Here is a 17,034-nt window from a genome sequence, read left to right as displayed (position 1 = left end):
TCTTTAGTCAAATGATGTTCCCAATAAAGTTCGATTCAAATACTTTATCAGTTCTCCATTTTCTTTTTTTTGTTTAAAGTGTTCATCGCTGATTATTTGCTGTGCCTCTTCTTTTGCTATCTGTAATATTCGCAAATCAGCGATTGGATCACCTAATTTAAACTCAGGCATCCCAGATTGTTTATTTCCTAAAATATCGCCTTGTCCTCGAAGCTCCAAGTCCTTTTGTGCAATTACGAATCCATCATTTGTTTCTGTCATTATCTGCATCCGTGCGATCCCATATTCATTTTTGGGATCAGCAACGAGAAGACAATAGGATTGCTTATCTCCTCGGCCGACTCGACCCCGCAGCTGATGGAGCTGTGCCAAACCAAACCTATCAGCATCAAGAATCATCATGACAGTCGCATTAGCCACATCAACTCCCACTTCAATTACTGTAGTTGCTACCAGCACATCAATCTCGTGCCCCTTAAAAGCGGACATTACCTTTTCTTTTTCTTCACTGCTCATTTTACCATGAAGAAGCCCAACTTGATATCGCGATCCTAAACGTTCATTTGTTTTATTGAATATTTCCTCAGCATTTTTCAAATCCATTGCCTCAGATTCTTCAATTAAAGGGCTGACGATATATGCCTGTGAATTATTAGCTAACTCACGCTCGAGAAACTCATAGGCACTCGCTAATTGACGGTTCTTCACCCACTGGGTCCGAATAGCTTTGCGTCCCTTTGGTAACTCTCTAATCGTGGAAACATCCATTTCTCCATAAGTTGTCAGTGCCAATGTCCGTGGAATCGGGGTTGCAGTCATCATTAATACATCAGGTGACTTTCCCTTTTCCCTGAGGATTTGTCTTTGCCCGACACCAAAACGATGTTGCTCATCTGTTACAACCAGGCCAAGATTCAAGAACTCAATATCTGGTTGAATCAACGCATGTGTCCCGACTACAAGATTGATTGTCCCTTTTTTTAAATTGGATAATAATTCACGTCTTTGTGCCACTCGCGTTACAGTCGAACTCGTCAAGAGTGCCACAGTAACCCCTATAGGCTCGAACAACTGTGCCAACTTTGTAGCATGCTGTTGAGCTAATATCTCAGTTGGGACCATTAATGCGGCTTGGAATCCTGCTGTAATAGCTGCATACATAATAATTGCTGCAACAATCGTCTTTCCTGAGCCAACATCTCCTTGCAGCAACCTGTTCATGTGTCTTTGCATATGCAAATCGTGGCAGATCTCATTCACGACTTTTTTCTGTGAATTTGTTAATTCAAAAGGTAGACTTGCAATAAACTGCTTTAGTTTTCCAAGTTTGTAGTCAATTTTCAATCCTTCATTAATGTTGTCATTTTCCTTGATATACTGCATTCGAGCTTGAAAAAGAAAAAATTCCTCAAAAGTTCCGCTGCGGCGTGCCAATTTCGCAGATTTTTGATCTTTTGGAAAATGAATCTCATGAATAATTTCTCTTCGTGAAAGCAAATGATATTTTTTTGCCAGATAATCCGGAATAATATCAACGATTGCATCTTCATACTCATCATATGCCTGCTCTATTAATTTTTTTACCTGGGACTGTTTGATCTCCTTCGAAGAACGGTATACTCCGCCAAGCTCATTACTGTTCTCGTCTGCCAATATTTTCATACCTGTTAAGCTTTGTCTTTTATGGTTCCATTTGCCATAAACAGTTAATTCTTTACCCAACTCAATTCTAGAACGCAAATATCCTTGATTAAAAAAAGTCACCATAATCACATCGTGTTCTACCAAAAGCTTAAAATTCAGGCGATTTTTCTGGCGTCCAAAGCGACTCAGTACTGGTTCTGTTGCAACGGTTCCCTTTAAAGCTACCTTTTCCTGATCGCCAATTTCCGCAAGCTTACGCGCAGCGTAATCGTCATATCTGAATGGATATGCAGTTAACAGGTCTTCAATGGTATTTATGCCCAATTTGTTCAGTGCTTGAACTTTCTTAGGACCAACACCTGACAGAACTGCCACCGAATCACTAAGTTGTCTTGCCAAAAACATCACCTCTCTTTAAATGACCCAAAAATAGAAACATTACATAAGTCGTAAAATTTGAGCACTGAATCTAAATTACAAACGCGATAAATCCTTTGCTATGAGTAATCCGAGACCAGACGGAAAATTTTGACTTATGTAACAAACACGTTTATCTGGAACAAATAGAGGAGCCAGGTCAAAGTTAAACTTTTGACCCAGCTCCATCATCATGAAAATCATTATTCAACAGAAATTAGATATGGATATACAGGCTGATCACCCTGATGAATCTCGATTTCTAGATCTTCATCAATATCTAGAACTGCCTTTTTGATACTTTCAGCTTCTGCCGAAGTACCGTCTTGACCAACAATTATCGTAACGATTTCACTATCATCATCAAGCATTTTCCCTACCATCTGAATAGCCGCATCAACTTTGTCTGGATTCGTCAACTCAATTTTTCCATCGATAATCCCCATATAATCATCTTTCTTGATTATATTTCCTTCAATAGTTGTATCACGAACTGCAACAGTAACTTGACCTGACTTCACGGAATCCATCTCATCACTCATGTTTGCTGCATTTTCATCCAAATTTTCTGCGGGATTGAATGCAATTAATGCCGTCATTCCTTGAGCAATTGTCTTACTTGCAACAACTTTTGTCGGTACATCCGCAACTTTTGAGGCTTGCTCAGCAGCCAAGAAAATATTTTTGTTATTTGGTAAAATAATGATCTTTTTGGCTTTGACCTTCTTAATTGCATCAACAATATCTTGTGTGCTTGGGTTCATTGTCTGACCACCATTCAAAACATAGGTAGCACCCAAACTCTTAAACAAGTTAGCGACACCTTTGCCTGAAGCAATTGCAATAATGCCATACCCATCACTATTTGCACCTTTTTCAGTTTCCTCTTTGCCTTCTTCTTGCTCATCATGTTCCAAAATCGTCTCATGTTGTAGACGCATGTTATCAACTTTGACCTTAATCAAAGATCCAAAACGCTGTCCATAAGACATAACATCCCCTGGATGCTCAGTATGAACATGTACTTTGACAATTTCGTCATCAGCAATTACCAATAATGAATCACCAATTTCACTTAAGTGATTGCGGAACTCATCATAATCAAATTTTGAATCGACTAGGCGCCCCGCACCCAGCTTAACCATTATTTCAGTACAATATCCGTACTTGATATCTTCTGTGCTAAGCTGACTTTGAACACTCTTATGATGTTCCGCATTCACCATCTCTTCCATTTCTTCGACACTTGGCTGATGTGCGTCGTCTTCAGCACGTTTATTCCCAGAAAGTACATCAAAAAAGCCTTCATACACAAAAGTAAGACCCTGTCCACCAGAGTCGACTACCCCGACTTCTTTCAACACTGGTAATAAATCTGGAGTAGTTGCCAATGCTTTCTTTGCAGCTTCATAGGCAGCTTCCATAACTACGACAGTATCGTCGCTCTCACTGGCTGCCTTGTTAGCCGCCTTAGCAGCTTCGCGTGCAACCGTTAAGATTGTTCCTTCAGTGGGTTTCATTACAGCCTTATATGCCGTCTCAACACCCGCAGTCAAAGCCGCAGCCAAATCGGCAGCATTTAGGCTGTCCTTCTTTTCTGTACTTTTATAAAATCCACGGAATATCTGAGATAATATTACTCCTGAATTTCCACGAGCACCCATTAGTAGTCCCTTAGCTAAGGCCACAGCCAAAGAACCTACTGTGTTAGCAGTAGATTCAGCCACATACTTTGCTCCACTGGCAAAAGAAAGGCTCATATTCGTTCCCGTGTCTCCATCTGGGACAGGAAACACATTTAATGAATTAATAAACTCTGCGTTATTACTTAATCTTTTTGAACTGACCGCAACCATCTTTCTAAAATGCGTCTCAGTTATTTCTGTGACTTTCAAATTCAATTATCCTCCTTGGTCCCCATAACACTCAATTATTCTTCAATGACTCGTACACCCTGTACGAAAACATTGACCGAATTAGCTGTTATTCCTAACATGGTTTCCAAATTATATTTAACCTTGTCTTGCACATTACGGCAAATTTCAGAGATCTTTGTGCCATAACCTACAATTATATACACATCAACTGCAACTCCGTCATCCTCTTGACGCACAACGACACCCTTTGAATAGTTATCTCGTTTCAGAATTTCATTAAGATTGTCTCTAATCTGGTTTTTACTTGCCATTCCGACAATTCCAAATATTTCAGTCGCAGCACCACCAACAACTGTTGCAATAACATCATTATTGATATCAATATTTCCAAATTGCGTTTTGATTTTTACAGCCATTAGATACAGCCTCCTTAATTTAACACACAATCACTAGTATTATTCTAGCATAAAATACGACAAATCACTATACCGCATGATTGTGACAATTTCAAGCAAAAAACAATAACTTATCTGCCAAGTTATTTTACTTTACAGAAAATTCTTGCAATCATTCGTTAATTATGATAACTTATTCTAGTGAGTAAGTAGTACGTATGCTTTGAATCCTATCATTAAAGGAGGAACTAATAATGGCAAAAGATTTTATTACTGGCCGTAAAACAACTTTCGGAAAGAAACGTTCACATGCTTTAAACCAAACAAACCGTTCATGGAAACCAAATTTGCAAAAAGTTCGCATCTTGGTTGATGGTAAACCTAAGAAGGTTTGGGTTTCAGCTCGTGCATTGAAATCCGGTAAAGTTACTCGTGTTTAAACACTGAAGACTCGTTTTTTACGGGTCTTTTTTTATTTTATTTGCAAATATGTCGATTATATCCTCTAAGCTTTTTAAAATTTACTGAAATTATGATATCAACTTCACTTGTAAGTGAATTTCGTTCAACGAATAAAAAAATGAAGGAGTCTCTGTTTAAAACAGAAACTCCTTCGCATATTCTGGTCAACTAAAAAGTTTATTTTTTTACAATATTCCTTGTTTCGCCTAATCCTTGCTTTGAATCACACACACAACCCCGGTTACAAAACTAAAGCTTCCTTTTTCACCCACAAACTCATTGCTTGCCAACGATATGGGAAATTTAAAATCTCTTTTATCCAAACGATATTTTTCATCAAGCAAACTTAGTTTTTCGACACTAGTCAATGGAACAAATGCCAAATACTTCTTGTCATTTTCCTTTTGAATAGTATAAGTACCTGGTTTATAGAAGTTAATAGTGTTAAAACGATCAAAAATAAAAATTTTATCTGCATATTCATAAAATGGTTTCCTTAACACAAAAAACAAATTAGCCAAAAGATGGTCTATCCTACCGCCAGTGGCACCGAATATGTTTATTCTACTAATATCTTGAAAACTCTTAAATATAATTTTTAATGCGAGCTCCGTATCAGTGTCGTCTTTTTCAGGTTTAGCAGTGTAAACTTTCTTACTATTTTCCCTAATCAGATCTTGTTCTGCTTTTGTCGAAGAGTCGAAATCACCAATTGCGATTGTTGGTTGAATGCCATTCCGAATTAACCGCAAGGCCCCACGATCTGCACCAACCCAGATCTTATCATCCTCTTTTTTCAGCAGTTCTTCCGGCCATTCACTGATTGGGCCTCCAACTAATAGATTTATTTCCACTCTAATCACCTGTCACCCTGTGTAATAATTGTATTTTTTCAACTGGATCAGTCGAATTAAACACAAACGATCCAGCCACCGCAATTGTAGCCCCTGCTTGTTGACATTGTTTAATCGTTTCACTGTTGATGCCCCCATCAACCTCAATATCAAAATCAAGTTTTTTGTCGTTCTTAATCTGATTCAAAGCTTGAATTTTTGAAAGCATACCCGGTAAAAACTTCTGGCCCCCGAATCCTGGATTAACAGTCATAATCAAAACCGCATCTACCATTTCCAGCAAATCTTCGAGAACGATCACAGGTGTCCCAGGATTGATTACAACTTCTGCTTTACATCCAGCCTCCTTGATTTGCTGTAAGACTCGGTGAATATGCGGAGTTGCTTCATAATGTACTCCCAATACATCAGCACCTGCATCTGCAAGAATTGCAACATATTCTTCAGGATTTTCAACCATCAGATGGCAGTCAAAGACTTGTTTTGAATACGGTCGAATTGCCTTTAAAATTGGTTCGCCAAATGAGAGATTGGGCACAAAATGGCCATCCATTATGTCAATGTGCAAGTATTCAGCACCAGCCCGAGCCGTCATTTCTACGTCATCTTTTAAATTTGCAAAATCAGCACTTAAAATTGAAGGAGCAATTTTCATCCTAACACCTCATTTTCGATATTTTACCTTTTGCTTACTTATTTCTTCTTGAAACTGTTGATAATTTTCATATCTGCTTGACTTAATCTCACCATTTTTCACAGCCTCTTTGACTTTACATCCTGGTTCATTCAAATGAATACAGCTTCTGAACTTACATCCTGCAGCATAGTTTTGAAAATCCGGAAAATATTTTGCCAATTCCTCTTTTTTTATCTCCAATAAGTCAAAGGATGAGAAACCTGGGGTATCTGCAATTAAATTTCCCTTTATGGGTAAGAGTGTCACTTTTCTCGTTGTATGTTTTCCTCGACTCAAAGCCTTCGAAACTTCACCAGTTTCTAACTTGAGTTTTGGTTGAAGATTATTCAGTAATGTTGATTTGCCAGCACCGGTCTGTCCCATTACAACAACCGTCTTCTGCTGAAATTTTTCTGTAAGTGCTACGACAGAATCAAGGCTCCCTAATTGACAGTCATATATTTTTTGATAGTCCGCTACAACTTGTTTTATCTCTAGAAACTCTTCTTCAGTTAATAAATCTGCCTTTGAAAAAAACAATAACGGCGTAATTTGATTCTTCTCAAGCATCACTAACTGACGATCCAATAAATTTGAAGAGAACTTGGGCTCCTTACAAGCCGTTACCACAATTGCATAATCAATATTAGCTACTGGTGGTCGTATTAATTCATTCTTTCGCTTTTCTATTCGTAAAATGTAACCCTCATTTTGATTCTCAGCCTTGAATTCTACCCAATCACCCACGAGTGGAGCTTCACCTTTTTTTCGGAAATTTCCACGTGCACGTGTTCGATAAGTAATGCCTTCCATATCAACATCATAATATCCACTCAACGATTGTCGAATTTGACCTCTTAACAATAAATCACCCTGCCTTTCAAGCTTTGCAAATTTAGCTTGTCACATCTGTTTTCTCAGCAATAACCTGACCATCTCTAACAATTTTATATTTACCAGTATCCGAACCACTTAATGTAAATGGCAGAGTCACACTCGTATCAGATGAAATCGTAAATTGCTGATAGATATCACTATAGCTATGATTATCATCTTGCAAGTAAATTTGAATCGTATTCATTGTACTAGAACTTTCCGAAGAACCTGTAGAACTCTGTGTGCTGCTGGAAGAAGCCTGGTATGGAATATTTACACGAACAGAAAAAGTATTAGTTGAACTACTTTCACTACTGCTTGAACTACTGCTTTGCTGCGATTCATCGCTTGAAGAACTCTCAGAAGTCGAACCTAAAACCACGTTTAAAGTATCGCCTGCTTCAACGCGTGTATTCGCAGCAGGTTCTTGTGAAATCACCAATCCTGTACTAGAACTGCCCGAAGAATCATTTTCAATATTTAATGCAAGACCTAGCTCTTCAGCATAGTCCTCCACGCTCTTTTCAGTATAGCCCGTCAAATCACGTAAAATAACTTTCTTTGCACCAGAACTAACAACAAATCTGACCGTTGTTTGATCCCAAACTACCTTCTTCTTGGACGAAATATTCTGACTGATAATTTCTCCTTTTGCGACCGAGTTGGAGCTCTTTGTCTCCTTGACAACAGTAACACCCTTGTTCTCAAGCTTACTTTTCACCTTAGCGTATGATTGTCCTTTATAATTACCAAACACATTTTTTTCAGGACCCTTTGAAATTATCAGATCAACTTTTGAATCTTGACGTACACTTGAACCCACGGTCGGATTAGATGAGATAATCTGCCCCTTATCATATTTTGTACTATTTCGCTTGATAATATTTCCAACTGACAACTGTTGGGATTTAAGAGCGGTTTTCGCCTCTGTCTCATTCATTCCTTGCAGATCCGGAACTGCCACATCTTTTGGACTCATTGCTAACGCAGTTATAAAAATTATCAAAATAAATATAGCTGCCACAATCAGTGACCATATTAGCCATTTTTTCTTTTTGCTCCACTTCTTTTTCGGTTTCTTATCTTTTTCAGAACCATCTTTTTTATCGCCTAGGCCAATATTTTTTTTAACCTGCTGTGCATTTAGAGGTTCCAAAACCTTAGTTTCGTCCTCAATTATACTCGCGGGTTTCCACTTTCCTTCATTACTTCTAGTGTATGAGAGCGCGGTCTCAATATCATCTTTCATTTCTGAAACATTCTGATACCGTTCTGTTAAACTTTTTGCAGTCGCCTTTAATACCACGTTTTCAAGTGCTTGCGGTATCTGACTGTCGAATGACCTAACAGAAGGCATATCATTTTGAAAATGTTTCAAAGCTATTGAAACAGCTGTTTCTCCCTGATAAGGAACCCGACTTGTCAATAATTCAAATAAGATTATGCCCAATGAGTAAATGTCTGATTGCTTAGTAACTACGCTTCCTCTTGCCTGCTCTGGAGAAAGATAGTGCACCGATCCCATTAGTGTATTTGTCTGTGTCAACGAATATTCGGAAGTTGCTAGTGCTATTCCAAAATCAGTAATTTTTACCTGTCCATCAGCATTGATCAAAATGTTTTGGGGCTTCAAATCGCGATGAATAATATCATGTGCATGTGCTTCCTCAACTGCCGACAACACCTGATCCATGATGTTGACTACCTGTTCGTAACTAATAGGAAAATTTTGTGCTATGTAACTCTTTAAATCCATTCCTTCTACGTATTCCATCACTAAAAACTGTGTACCGTTGTCTTCATCAATATCATAAATGCTGACAATGTTCGGATGGACGAGCTCTGTCAAAGAGATTGCCTCACGTCGAAACCTTCTAATCGCAGCCTCATTGTCGCGTAGATCAAGGCGCATCAACTTAACCGCAACATTTCTCTTTAAGATTAAATCATATGCAAGATAGACATTGGCCATCCCACCTTCGCCTAATGTCTCTACAACCTTATATCGTCCACTCAGTACGTATCCTGGTTTCACTGCTCATCCCTCCTCTCAAACGAGGAAGAAGCAAGTAAAAGTGTAACATTGTCATTTCCACCAGCCTTATTTGCCATATCGATCAGTTTGTCGCACTTATCTGCAAAAGATTCATTATTCAGCAACACCGTTTTTATCAATTGATCATCAACCATATTAGTAAGTCCATCAGAGCAAAGCAATAAAATATCATTTTCTTCCATCTTGATAATCTTTTCATCGATGTTTGCATTTTCCGATATTCCAAGTGTTCTAGTAACAATATTTTTTTGAGGATGATTTCTTGCTTCTTCCGAGCTAATCTGACCACTTTTTAATAATTCATTTACTAAAGAATGATCCTCGGTTAGCTGCATCAAATCGCTGTCTCGCAACAAGTAACCCCTACTATCGCCAATATTTGCCAAGAGCACCTCATCACCAAAGAAAATAGCACACACAATCGTCGTACCCATACCATTCAAGTCCTCATATTGGTTTGAGCGCTCTAAAATTAATTTATTTTCCCGTTGAACCTCATCTACCAGCCACTTTGCAGCAACATCAATTGTATCAATTTCGGTTTCTTCAAATCGAAAACCCAAGTGGGAGACTGCCATTTCAGAGGCAACATCGCCACCTTTGTGACCCCCTAAGCCATCCGCAACAATCGCAAAGCTTATATTGGCAATGTTTTTAAAAACACCTACATAATCCTCATTGTTGGGTCTTACTTCGCCCACATCACTCTTATACGCAAAATTCATCAGGAAACTCACCTCGTTTATCTTACTCTCTTCAATCGGGTAATGAAAAAGCCATCAGATTCATAATCATCTGGATAGATTGTCAAACTTTTTTTAGTATTAGGAAAATTCAATCTTGTCTTTATCTCAACTTGTTCAAATTCATGATGCATTTCTAAAAACTCCTTAATTACACTGGTGTTTTCAGTTTCTAATATAGTACAAGTACTATACGTTAAGTACCCATTAATTTCAACATAATCTGCAACTTTATCCAATATTCCAACTTGAACCCTATGCAAGTTTAACGAATCTTGCATAGATTTCTCATATCTAACTTCCGGTTTTCTCCTCATTAATCCGATACCAGAACAAGGTGCATCAACCAATATTTGATTGAAACTTTTAGGTTTGAAATGTTCATTCAATTTTCTAGCGTCAAGTTGTATTGAATTTACTTTTTCTTCAAAACCGCATTTTTTAGCATTTTCCTTGATCAGTTTTACCTTATGTTTGTGAATATCCAAAGCCGTGACCGTACCAGTTCTCAGATAATCAGCAATCTGCATTGTTTTTCCACCTGGGGCAGCGCAGGCATCTAAAACCTGTTCGTCTCCATTCAAATTCATGGCCTCAACTACAAGACTTGCACTTTCGTCTTGCAGCATTATTTTACCTTCTTCAAAGAGATGGGTCGAACTGACATGCCCTTTTTCCACGATTAGACTCCCAGCTGCAACTTGACTATTTTCGACTTTAAAACCTTCGCGAGTTAATTCAGTTTTAATATCTTCAATTGATGTCTTTGATTCATTTACCCTAATTGCTTGCTTTGGTGCTTTATTCAAAGAATTTAAAATTGCGACTGTTTTATCATATCCAACCTGTTTCTTTAACTCTTCAACTATCCATACAGGTACACTATAGCCAATACTTAGTCGCTCACTCTCATCTTCGATACTTGCAGCATCATGAACACCCTTACGTAAAATTGCATGCAAAACACCTGTTACAAACTTTCTTGTACCATCGTGTCCTTTACTTTTTGCAATCTTGATTGCTTCATTCAGTACTGCATGATCTGGGATCTTATCTAGAAATTTCAGTTGATACAAGGACATCAATAATAGTTGCTTGACCCAGTCATCCACTTTCTTGCCCTTAACAAAAGGTTCCAACCAAAATTCGAGTAATAAAAGATTCTGGAGAACTCCATATACAATAATTGTTAGTAGATTAGCATCTACTCTTGACAGTTGATCTTTTTTAAGTACCTGATTAAGTGCCAAGTTCGAATAGGCTCCATTTTTGGTAATCTTGGTTAGAATTTCAACTGCCATTAATCTAGGGTTTTTATTGTCTTCATTCATCTGCTATAATCCTCTGTCCTACTTTTATTCCCTGACCTTGACCATTCAGAAAGTTATTGATTGTCATTCGCGGCTTACCGGCAGGTTGAATTTCCTTAATTTCATACACACTTCCCTGAGCAGCAGCCACTTTCAATTGTTTTTTGTCTACAAACACAACTACTCCAGGTTCGTATTCAGTTTTTTCATCAAGTGGCCTTATATCCCATAGTTTTGTCCTTTTATTCAAAAGTTTTTCAAAATATGGACCTGGCTGCGGTCTAAGTGCTCTAATCATATAATCAAGTTGTTGTGCGGTCAAATCTAGCGATAACTTCTCCTGTTCTGCTGAAATAACTGGAGCAAATGTAGCTGCTGCTTCGTCTTGCTTTATCGCCGTGACCTCACCACTAATAATTTTAGGAAGTGTCTTTATTAAAACATCTCTTCCTAAAAGACTCATCTTAGTGAAAATTGTTCCATTATCATCATCTGGCAAGATTGGTAGTTCAGCCTGTGCCAACATATCTCCAGCATCCATCTTCTTAATCATGTAAATCAATGTGACCCCAGTCTTATCTTCACCATTCATAATAGCGTATTGGACAGGTGCTCCCCCACGATACTTAGGCAGCAGCGAACCATGTACATTCACGGCTGCAATCTTTGCGGAGTTGATTAGCGACATTGGTAAGAATTGACCAAAGGCTGCAGTGATTATTAAATCTGGTTTGATTTCTATCAACTGTGCAAGTTCAGTACTCTTTCCCAATTTTTGAGGCTGATACACTGGAATACCATGGCTTACTGCCACTTGTTTCACCGGTGAAGCAGTCAAAATGCGTTTTCTGCCTGTATACCTGTCTGGTTGTGTCACAACTGCTTTAACGTCATAATCAGCAGCGATTATTCCTTCGAGAATAGTTGCTGCAAATTCGGGAGTTCCCATAAAAATTACTGATACCATCTAAATACCTCGTTTCCCTTTAAATAAAATTAAGTGGCTCTTTATCGATTGAAATTAAAATTCCCTGCCGCTCATCTTTTTGACTCTTCTGTAAAATTGTATTTAACGCTGCATCTAAATTAAGTTCTTTTTTATATTTGATAATCAACTGGTAATAAAATTGATTATTAATACGCATTATTGCTTTCGGCGTTGGTCCTAAAATAATCGATTTTGGACTCAAAGAAGATTTTAATTCAGCATAAATCTGGTAGATCTTTTTTGCAGCCAGACCTTCTTCTTTTGCACTGGCAGTAATTTGGACCGTATAAAAATATGGTGGATAACCATTTTGATGCCGCACATTCATTTCTCTAACAAAGAATCTTTCATAATCTTGTTTCTTTGCCAGTTGCAGAGCATAGTGTTCAGGATTAAAAGTCTGAATAATGACTTTGCCTTCTTTATCGGCCCTTCCTGCCCTTCCACTTACCTGTGTTAATAATTGAAAGGTTCGTTCACTTGCCCTAAAGTCAGCCAGTCCAAGTGCTGTATCTGCGTTCAAAACACCGACCAATGTCACATCAGGATAATCCAATCCTTTTGCAATCATTTGTGTTCCTAATAGGATATCAGCTTTCTTTTCACCAAATTGCTTCAAGATTTTGGCATGCATTCCTTTTCTTCTAGTGGTATCCACATCCATTCTCAAAACACGTGCTTCTGGAAATAAGTTTTGCAATTCCTGCTCAACCTTTTGAGTTCCAGTTCCATAGTATCGAATTTTATTACTGCCACAACTTGGACATTTCTGTGGTATTTTCTCTTCATGTCCACAATAATGGCATTTCATTGAATGACTGTCTAAATGCAGAGTTAGTGAAATGTCGCAATTTGGACATAGCAAAACCTCACCACAGTCACGGCACATCATAAAAGAAGAGTACCCTCTCCGATTGAGCATCAAAATGATTTGTTCCTTACGTTTCAGTCTCAGAGCAATTTCACTGCGCAATTCAGTCGAAAAATCAACATTATCATCAATTTTTTTAGTTGCCTTTCTCATATCAATCAGTTCAACTTCTGGCAAAGGCATCTTATTGATTCTCTCACTAAGATGAAGCCATTCGTAGACACCTTTTTGGGCACGCGCCCTTGACTCAAGTGAAGGTGTGGCACTGCCTAAAACTAAAGAACAATTGTGGTATCGTGCACGCCACTTCGCAACTTCTATGGCATGATACCGCGGCATTTTTTCTTGCTTATAACTTGCTTCATGTTCTTCATCGATAACAATTATGCCAATTTTCTTCAAAGGAGCAAAAACTGCCGATCTTGCACCAACAACTACCTTTGCACTTCCATTTTGAATTCTGCGCCACTCATCTAGACGTTCACCTTCGGATAGCCCACTGTGCAATAGCGCTACATTTGAGCCAAATCTTCCAACTACATTCTTTACCATTTGCGGTGTTAATGCTATTTCTGGAACTAGCATTAGAGCAGTCTTGCCCTCCTTAAGCGCTTTTGCCATTGCCTGAAGATAAACTTCTGTCTTTCCACTCCCTGTTACACCTTCGAGCAAGAAAATTTTTTCTTTATTTTCATCCATGGAATTGCTGATTTTAGCAATAACATCTTTTTGGGCACTGGTAAGTTCTTTTGATGTGGTTCTAACAAAATCACTTTGCTTATAAGCTGCCCTTCTTTTCACAATAGCTTTGCGTTTTAGCCAATTCTTTGATTCTGCATTTTTTATTACAGCACTTGTAATTCCTAATTTTTGCTCAACCATTGTTTGTTCAACTGGTGAATCTTCAAGTTTAATCAAATAATCAAGCAGTCTATTCAAGTTTAAAGCATTGGCACGCAATTTATCTTTTTCAATTTTGTAACTTTTTGCTGTCAAATTGTTCAGAATAACCTGAACCTTTTTTTCAACTAAACTATCTTTCATCAAATATTCTAAATTAATTTTTCCTGAAGTTCTGGCAGCCATTAATTGTTTCAATAATGCTGGATTGATCTTATCTTCATTCAGAATTTGTTTCTTATTGGAAGAAAAATACTCTTTAACTGCTGGATCAACTGCATCATCAACAAGAACCAACTGTTTATAATATTTAGCGCGCATCGCACTTGGCAGCATTACCTGCAGACAACTTATCAGAAATGAGTATGTCTCATGCGCCAACCATTTTGCTAATGCAATTGATTCCTCAGTTAGTACTGGTTCAACATCAATCAAAGACTTTATTTCCTTGATTTTTCCAGAAAAATCATTGCCAGCTTTTAATCCTACTACAAATCCCTGAATTAACCGATTACCATTTCCAAATGGCACACTTACCCGCATTCCTACCTGAATCATATCTTCAAATTTAGGAGGAATTTGATATACAAAAGGCTTGTCAGTTTGCATAGCTGGTACGTCAACAATTATTTCAGCAAAAGATGCGATTGTGAATTCCCCCTAGTCTTCTGTAATGAGATCAAAAATCATCTTGGCAATATCATTTTTATCAGTTTTTGGACTATTGATATTTTCTTTGCCAGGTCGCATAAAGACCACTTCATTTTCATCACTGCCAAAACCAATATCTGAACGTGAAACATCATTTGCAACAATCAAGTCGAGATTTTTACTAATCAATTTTTGTTGTCCATTTTCTAATAGATTTTGTGTTTCAGCGGCAAAACCAATCAATTTTTGTGCTTTTTTCTTCTGACCAAGTTCTTTTAAAATATCAATATTTTTTTCTAGTTCAAGAGTCAATTTACTGCCCGTCTTTTTAATTTTTTGTTTTGAAGGCCGGAGCACGTGATAATCGGCTACTGCGGCCGCCATAATCACAATGTCTGAATCCAAATATTGTTCTTCTACAGCCTTATACATTTGAGCAGTCGTTCTAACAGATACCAGCTCCGCACCTGTGTCATTAGCCAAATGAGTTGGCCCACTTATTAGGATTACATCCGCTCCACGTCTTACTGCATCCCTAGCGACTGCAAATCCCATCTTACCAGAAGAATGGTTCGTAATATATCTTACAGGATCAATCGCTTCAATCGTGTGTCCTGCAGTAACCACGACTTTTTTCCCTTTTAGATCTTGCTTGTTTGAGATGAAATCACTAATCCATTTAAAAATTGCATCCGGTTCTGGCATACGGCCTTTAGCATCATATCCTTCAGCGAGAAATCCAGTATCAGGTTCCAAGACTTGATATCCATCTTCATTTAGTTGCTGCAGATTTCTTTGCACTGCTTCATTATCATACATTTTATCATTCATTGCAGGTACTATAAACTTTGGACAATCCATAGCAATCAAACATGTTGTTGCAAAATTGTCGGCAATACCGTTAGCAATTTTGCCGACAGTATTGGCAGTTGCAGGGATAACCACTGCGATATCCGCCCATTTAGCAAGTTCAACATGATCAACAATTCCCTGTTGTTGTCCCATTTCACAGTATACATTATTCCGACTGATAGTTTTAAAGGTTAGCGGAGTCACAAAGCTCGCTGCTTCTTCGGTCATTACGACTTTAACTTCTGCTTTTTCCTTGATTAATTTTCTAATAAAAATAACCGCTTTATAAGCTGCAATTCCTCCAGTTACACAGACAGCGACATGCATATTCTCCAATTGTAACCCTCCTTAATGATAACTATATTGTATCAATAATATAGCCAAAAAAGAACATCAAAAAAGACCATTGTGACTATTATTCTGATACCAGCATATCAGCAGTCTCATGGCCTTTCTCTGAAGTAAGAAACTATACTTCGTCTCTGTGGTCCGGATCAATAATTAAATCGTCAGCAACAACTTCCTCAAGCGCTTTGCCAACATTCTTAACAGACTTATATTCACTAAGCATTGGAATTGCACCTGCATCCAATTCATGAGCTCTTTTACTAGCTAACATTACCAACGAATAACGCGAATCAATCCGCTCCAATAAATCATCAACTGATGGATATAAAATCATTTCAAATCATCTCCTAATCGCTTTTTATAATCAGGTAAGAATCTCTTTACCCGCCATCTTTCAGCCCTGATAATAGTCTTTACCTTCTCAACCGCGTTCAAAACTTCGTCATTAACAACCGCGTAATCGTAATTTTGCATCATTTCAATTTCTTCAACTGCTTTAGCCATACGCTTATCAATAGTCGCTAAATCATCTGTTCCACGTCCGCTTATTCTATGACGCAGTTCCATAAGATCTGGAGGTGTCAAAAAAATAAATAAACCATCAGGACATTTTTCACGAACTTGCATAGCACCATTTACTTCGATCTCAAGAAAAACATCCTTGCCTTGATCAAGCATCTCATTAACATATTTTAGCGGTGTTCCATAATAATTGTCAACATACTGAGCATATTCAAGCATGCCGCCATTTCGAATTTCCTTTTCAAACTCAGCCTTCGAAACAAAATAATAATCTTTTCCATCAACCTCACCTTTTCGCATCGATCTCGTAGTCATAGAGATCGAATAATGAAACTTATTATCATCTTGCTCAAAAATAGCTTTCCTAACTGTTCCCTTACCAACTCCAGAAGGTCCAGACAATACTATCAACATTCCCCGTTTAGACATGTTTACAAAACTCTCCTCTAAAATATTGTATTAAGATTATCATGTACTTTTTTTCAAAACATTTCAAGTTATTCTTAATTAGAATTTCTTAATAAAAAATACTTTTACCGCTTGCTTTTTCGAACATTTGTTCTATAATATAAATATCGAACAAATGTTCTGA

The 17,034-nt window shown here is 37.7% G+C and carries 15 protein-coding genes; 1 reads left to right on the top strand and 14 read right to left on the bottom strand.

Annotated elements, in window-relative coordinates; translation table 11 throughout:
- Positions 1-3: 3 nt before the first annotated feature.
- From recG to IV36_RS00430, 3 genes are all read right to left on the bottom strand, one after another.
- The gene (recG, locus tag IV36_RS00440) at positions 4-2,043 is read right to left on the bottom strand and encodes an ATP-dependent DNA helicase RecG (protein ID WP_056990213.1); all 2,040 of its coding nucleotides are present in this window, start codon (positions 2,041-2,043) and stop codon (positions 4-6) included.
- Between the two features lie 221 nt (positions 2,044-2,264).
- Positions 2,265-3,956 (bottom strand): DAK2 domain-containing protein, encoded by a 1,692-nt coding sequence (locus tag IV36_RS00435; RefSeq protein WP_056990212.1) that lies wholly within the window; start codon positions 3,954-3,956, stop codon positions 2,265-2,267.
- A gap of 35 nt (positions 3,957-3,991) precedes the next feature.
- Positions 3,992-4,354 carry an Asp23/Gls24 family envelope stress response protein gene (locus tag IV36_RS00430; protein ID WP_003690665.1) on the bottom strand — a complete coding sequence of 121 codons (363 nt, stop codon included), beginning with the start codon at positions 4,352-4,354 and terminating at the stop codon, positions 3,992-3,994.
- A gap of 233 nt (positions 4,355-4,587) precedes the next feature.
- Between IV36_RS00430 and rpmB the strand changes: the two genes are divergently transcribed.
- The gene (rpmB, locus tag IV36_RS00425) at positions 4,588-4,773 is read left to right on the top strand and encodes a 50S ribosomal protein L28 (RefSeq protein ID WP_003690663.1); all 186 of its coding nucleotides are present in this window, start codon (positions 4,588-4,590) and stop codon (positions 4,771-4,773) included.
- Positions 4,774-5,001: 228 nt separating this feature from the next.
- Here the strand turns inward: rpmB and IV36_RS00420 are convergent, their stop codons facing one another.
- From IV36_RS00420 to gmk, 11 genes are all read right to left on the bottom strand, one after another.
- Positions 5,002-5,649 carry a thiamine diphosphokinase gene (locus IV36_RS00420; protein WP_056990211.1) on the bottom strand — a complete coding sequence of 216 codons (648 nt, stop codon included), beginning with the start codon at positions 5,647-5,649 and terminating at the stop codon, positions 5,002-5,004.
- A gap of 1 nt (position 5,650) precedes the next feature.
- Positions 5,651-6,304: a ribulose-phosphate 3-epimerase gene (rpe, locus tag IV36_RS00415; protein ID WP_056990210.1), complete on the bottom strand. Its 654-nt coding sequence runs from the start codon at positions 6,302-6,304 to the stop codon at positions 5,651-5,653.
- Between the two features lie 9 nt (positions 6,305-6,313).
- Positions 6,314-7,189 (bottom strand): ribosome small subunit-dependent GTPase A, encoded by an 876-nt coding sequence (rsgA, locus tag IV36_RS00410; protein ID WP_056990209.1) that lies wholly within the window; start codon positions 7,187-7,189, stop codon positions 6,314-6,316.
- 31 nt (positions 7,190-7,220) lie between these two features.
- Positions 7,221-9,236 carry a Stk1 family PASTA domain-containing Ser/Thr kinase gene (pknB, locus tag IV36_RS00405; protein ID WP_056990208.1) on the bottom strand — a complete coding sequence of 672 codons (2,016 nt, stop codon included), beginning with the start codon at positions 9,234-9,236 and terminating at the stop codon, positions 7,221-7,223.
- A complete protein-coding gene (locus IV36_RS00400) occupies positions 9,233-9,982 on the bottom strand; it encodes a Stp1/IreP family PP2C-type Ser/Thr phosphatase (protein WP_056990207.1) in 750 nt (249 codons plus the stop codon). Before IV36_RS00400 ends, pknB begins: the two co-directional genes overlap by 4 nt.
- Positions 9,983-9,999: 17 nt before the next feature.
- Positions 10,000-11,331: a 16S rRNA (cytosine(967)-C(5))-methyltransferase RsmB gene (gene rsmB / locus IV36_RS00395; protein ID WP_056990206.1), complete on the bottom strand. Its 1,332-nt coding sequence runs from the start codon at positions 11,329-11,331 to the stop codon at positions 10,000-10,002.
- Positions 11,324-12,277 (bottom strand): methionyl-tRNA formyltransferase, encoded by a 954-nt coding sequence (gene fmt, locus IV36_RS00390; RefSeq protein ID WP_056990205.1) that lies wholly within the window; start codon positions 12,275-12,277, stop codon positions 11,324-11,326. The genes rsmB and fmt overlap by 8 nt, the downstream gene beginning before the upstream one ends.
- A gap of 19 nt (positions 12,278-12,296) precedes the next feature.
- The gene (priA, locus tag IV36_RS00385; protein WP_082623678.1) at positions 12,297-14,717 is read right to left on the bottom strand and encodes a primosomal protein N'; all 2,421 of its coding nucleotides are present in this window, start codon (positions 14,715-14,717) and stop codon (positions 12,297-12,299) included.
- A gap of 12 nt (positions 14,718-14,729) precedes the next feature.
- Positions 14,730-15,908: a bifunctional phosphopantothenoylcysteine decarboxylase/phosphopantothenate--cysteine ligase CoaBC gene (coaBC, locus tag IV36_RS00380; RefSeq protein ID WP_056990203.1), complete on the bottom strand. Its 1,179-nt coding sequence runs from the start codon at positions 15,906-15,908 to the stop codon at positions 14,730-14,732.
- Positions 15,909-16,041: 133 nt separating this feature from the next.
- A complete protein-coding gene (gene rpoZ / locus IV36_RS00375) occupies positions 16,042-16,254 on the bottom strand; it encodes a DNA-directed RNA polymerase subunit omega (protein WP_003690646.1) in 213 nt (70 codons plus the stop codon).
- Positions 16,251-16,871 (bottom strand): guanylate kinase, encoded by a 621-nt coding sequence (gene gmk, locus IV36_RS00370; RefSeq protein WP_056990202.1) that lies wholly within the window; start codon positions 16,869-16,871, stop codon positions 16,251-16,253. The genes rpoZ and gmk overlap by 4 nt, the downstream gene beginning before the upstream one ends.
- Positions 16,872-17,034: the final 163 nt, after the last annotated feature.

Source organism: Liquorilactobacillus mali (assembly GCF_001437155.1).
Lineage (GTDB): Bacteria > Bacillota > Bacilli > Lactobacillales > Lactobacillaceae > Liquorilactobacillus > Liquorilactobacillus mali_A.
Note: the sequence above shows the minus strand (reverse complement) of the source record. Positions and strands in the feature narration are given on the sequence as shown.

Coding starts and splice junctions, on each gene's coding strand:
- rpe (WP_056990210.1), bottom strand. CDS start 6,304: ATGAAAATTGCTCCTTCAATTTTAAGTGCTGATTTTGCAAATTTAAAA.
- rsmB (WP_056990206.1), bottom strand. CDS start 11,331: ATGAATGAAGACAATAAAAACCCTAGATTAATGGCAGTTGAAATTCTA.
- rpoZ (WP_003690646.1), bottom strand. CDS start 16,254: ATGATTTTATATCCATCAGTTGATGATTTATTGGAGCGGATTGATTCG.
- rpmB (WP_003690663.1), top strand. CDS start 4,588: ATGGCAAAAGATTTTATTACTGGCCGTAAAACAACTTTCGGAAAGAAA.
- IV36_RS00400 (WP_056990207.1), bottom strand. CDS start 9,982: ATGAATTTTGCGTATAAGAGTGATGTGGGCGAAGTAAGACCCAACAAT.
- IV36_RS00430 (WP_003690665.1), bottom strand. CDS start 4,354: ATGGCTGTAAAAATCAAAACGCAATTTGGAAATATTGATATCAATAAT.
- gmk (WP_056990202.1), bottom strand. CDS start 16,871: ATGTCTAAACGGGGAATGTTGATAGTATTGTCTGGACCTTCTGGAGTT.
- fmt (WP_056990205.1), bottom strand. CDS start 12,277: ATGGTATCAGTAATTTTTATGGGAACTCCCGAATTTGCAGCAACTATT.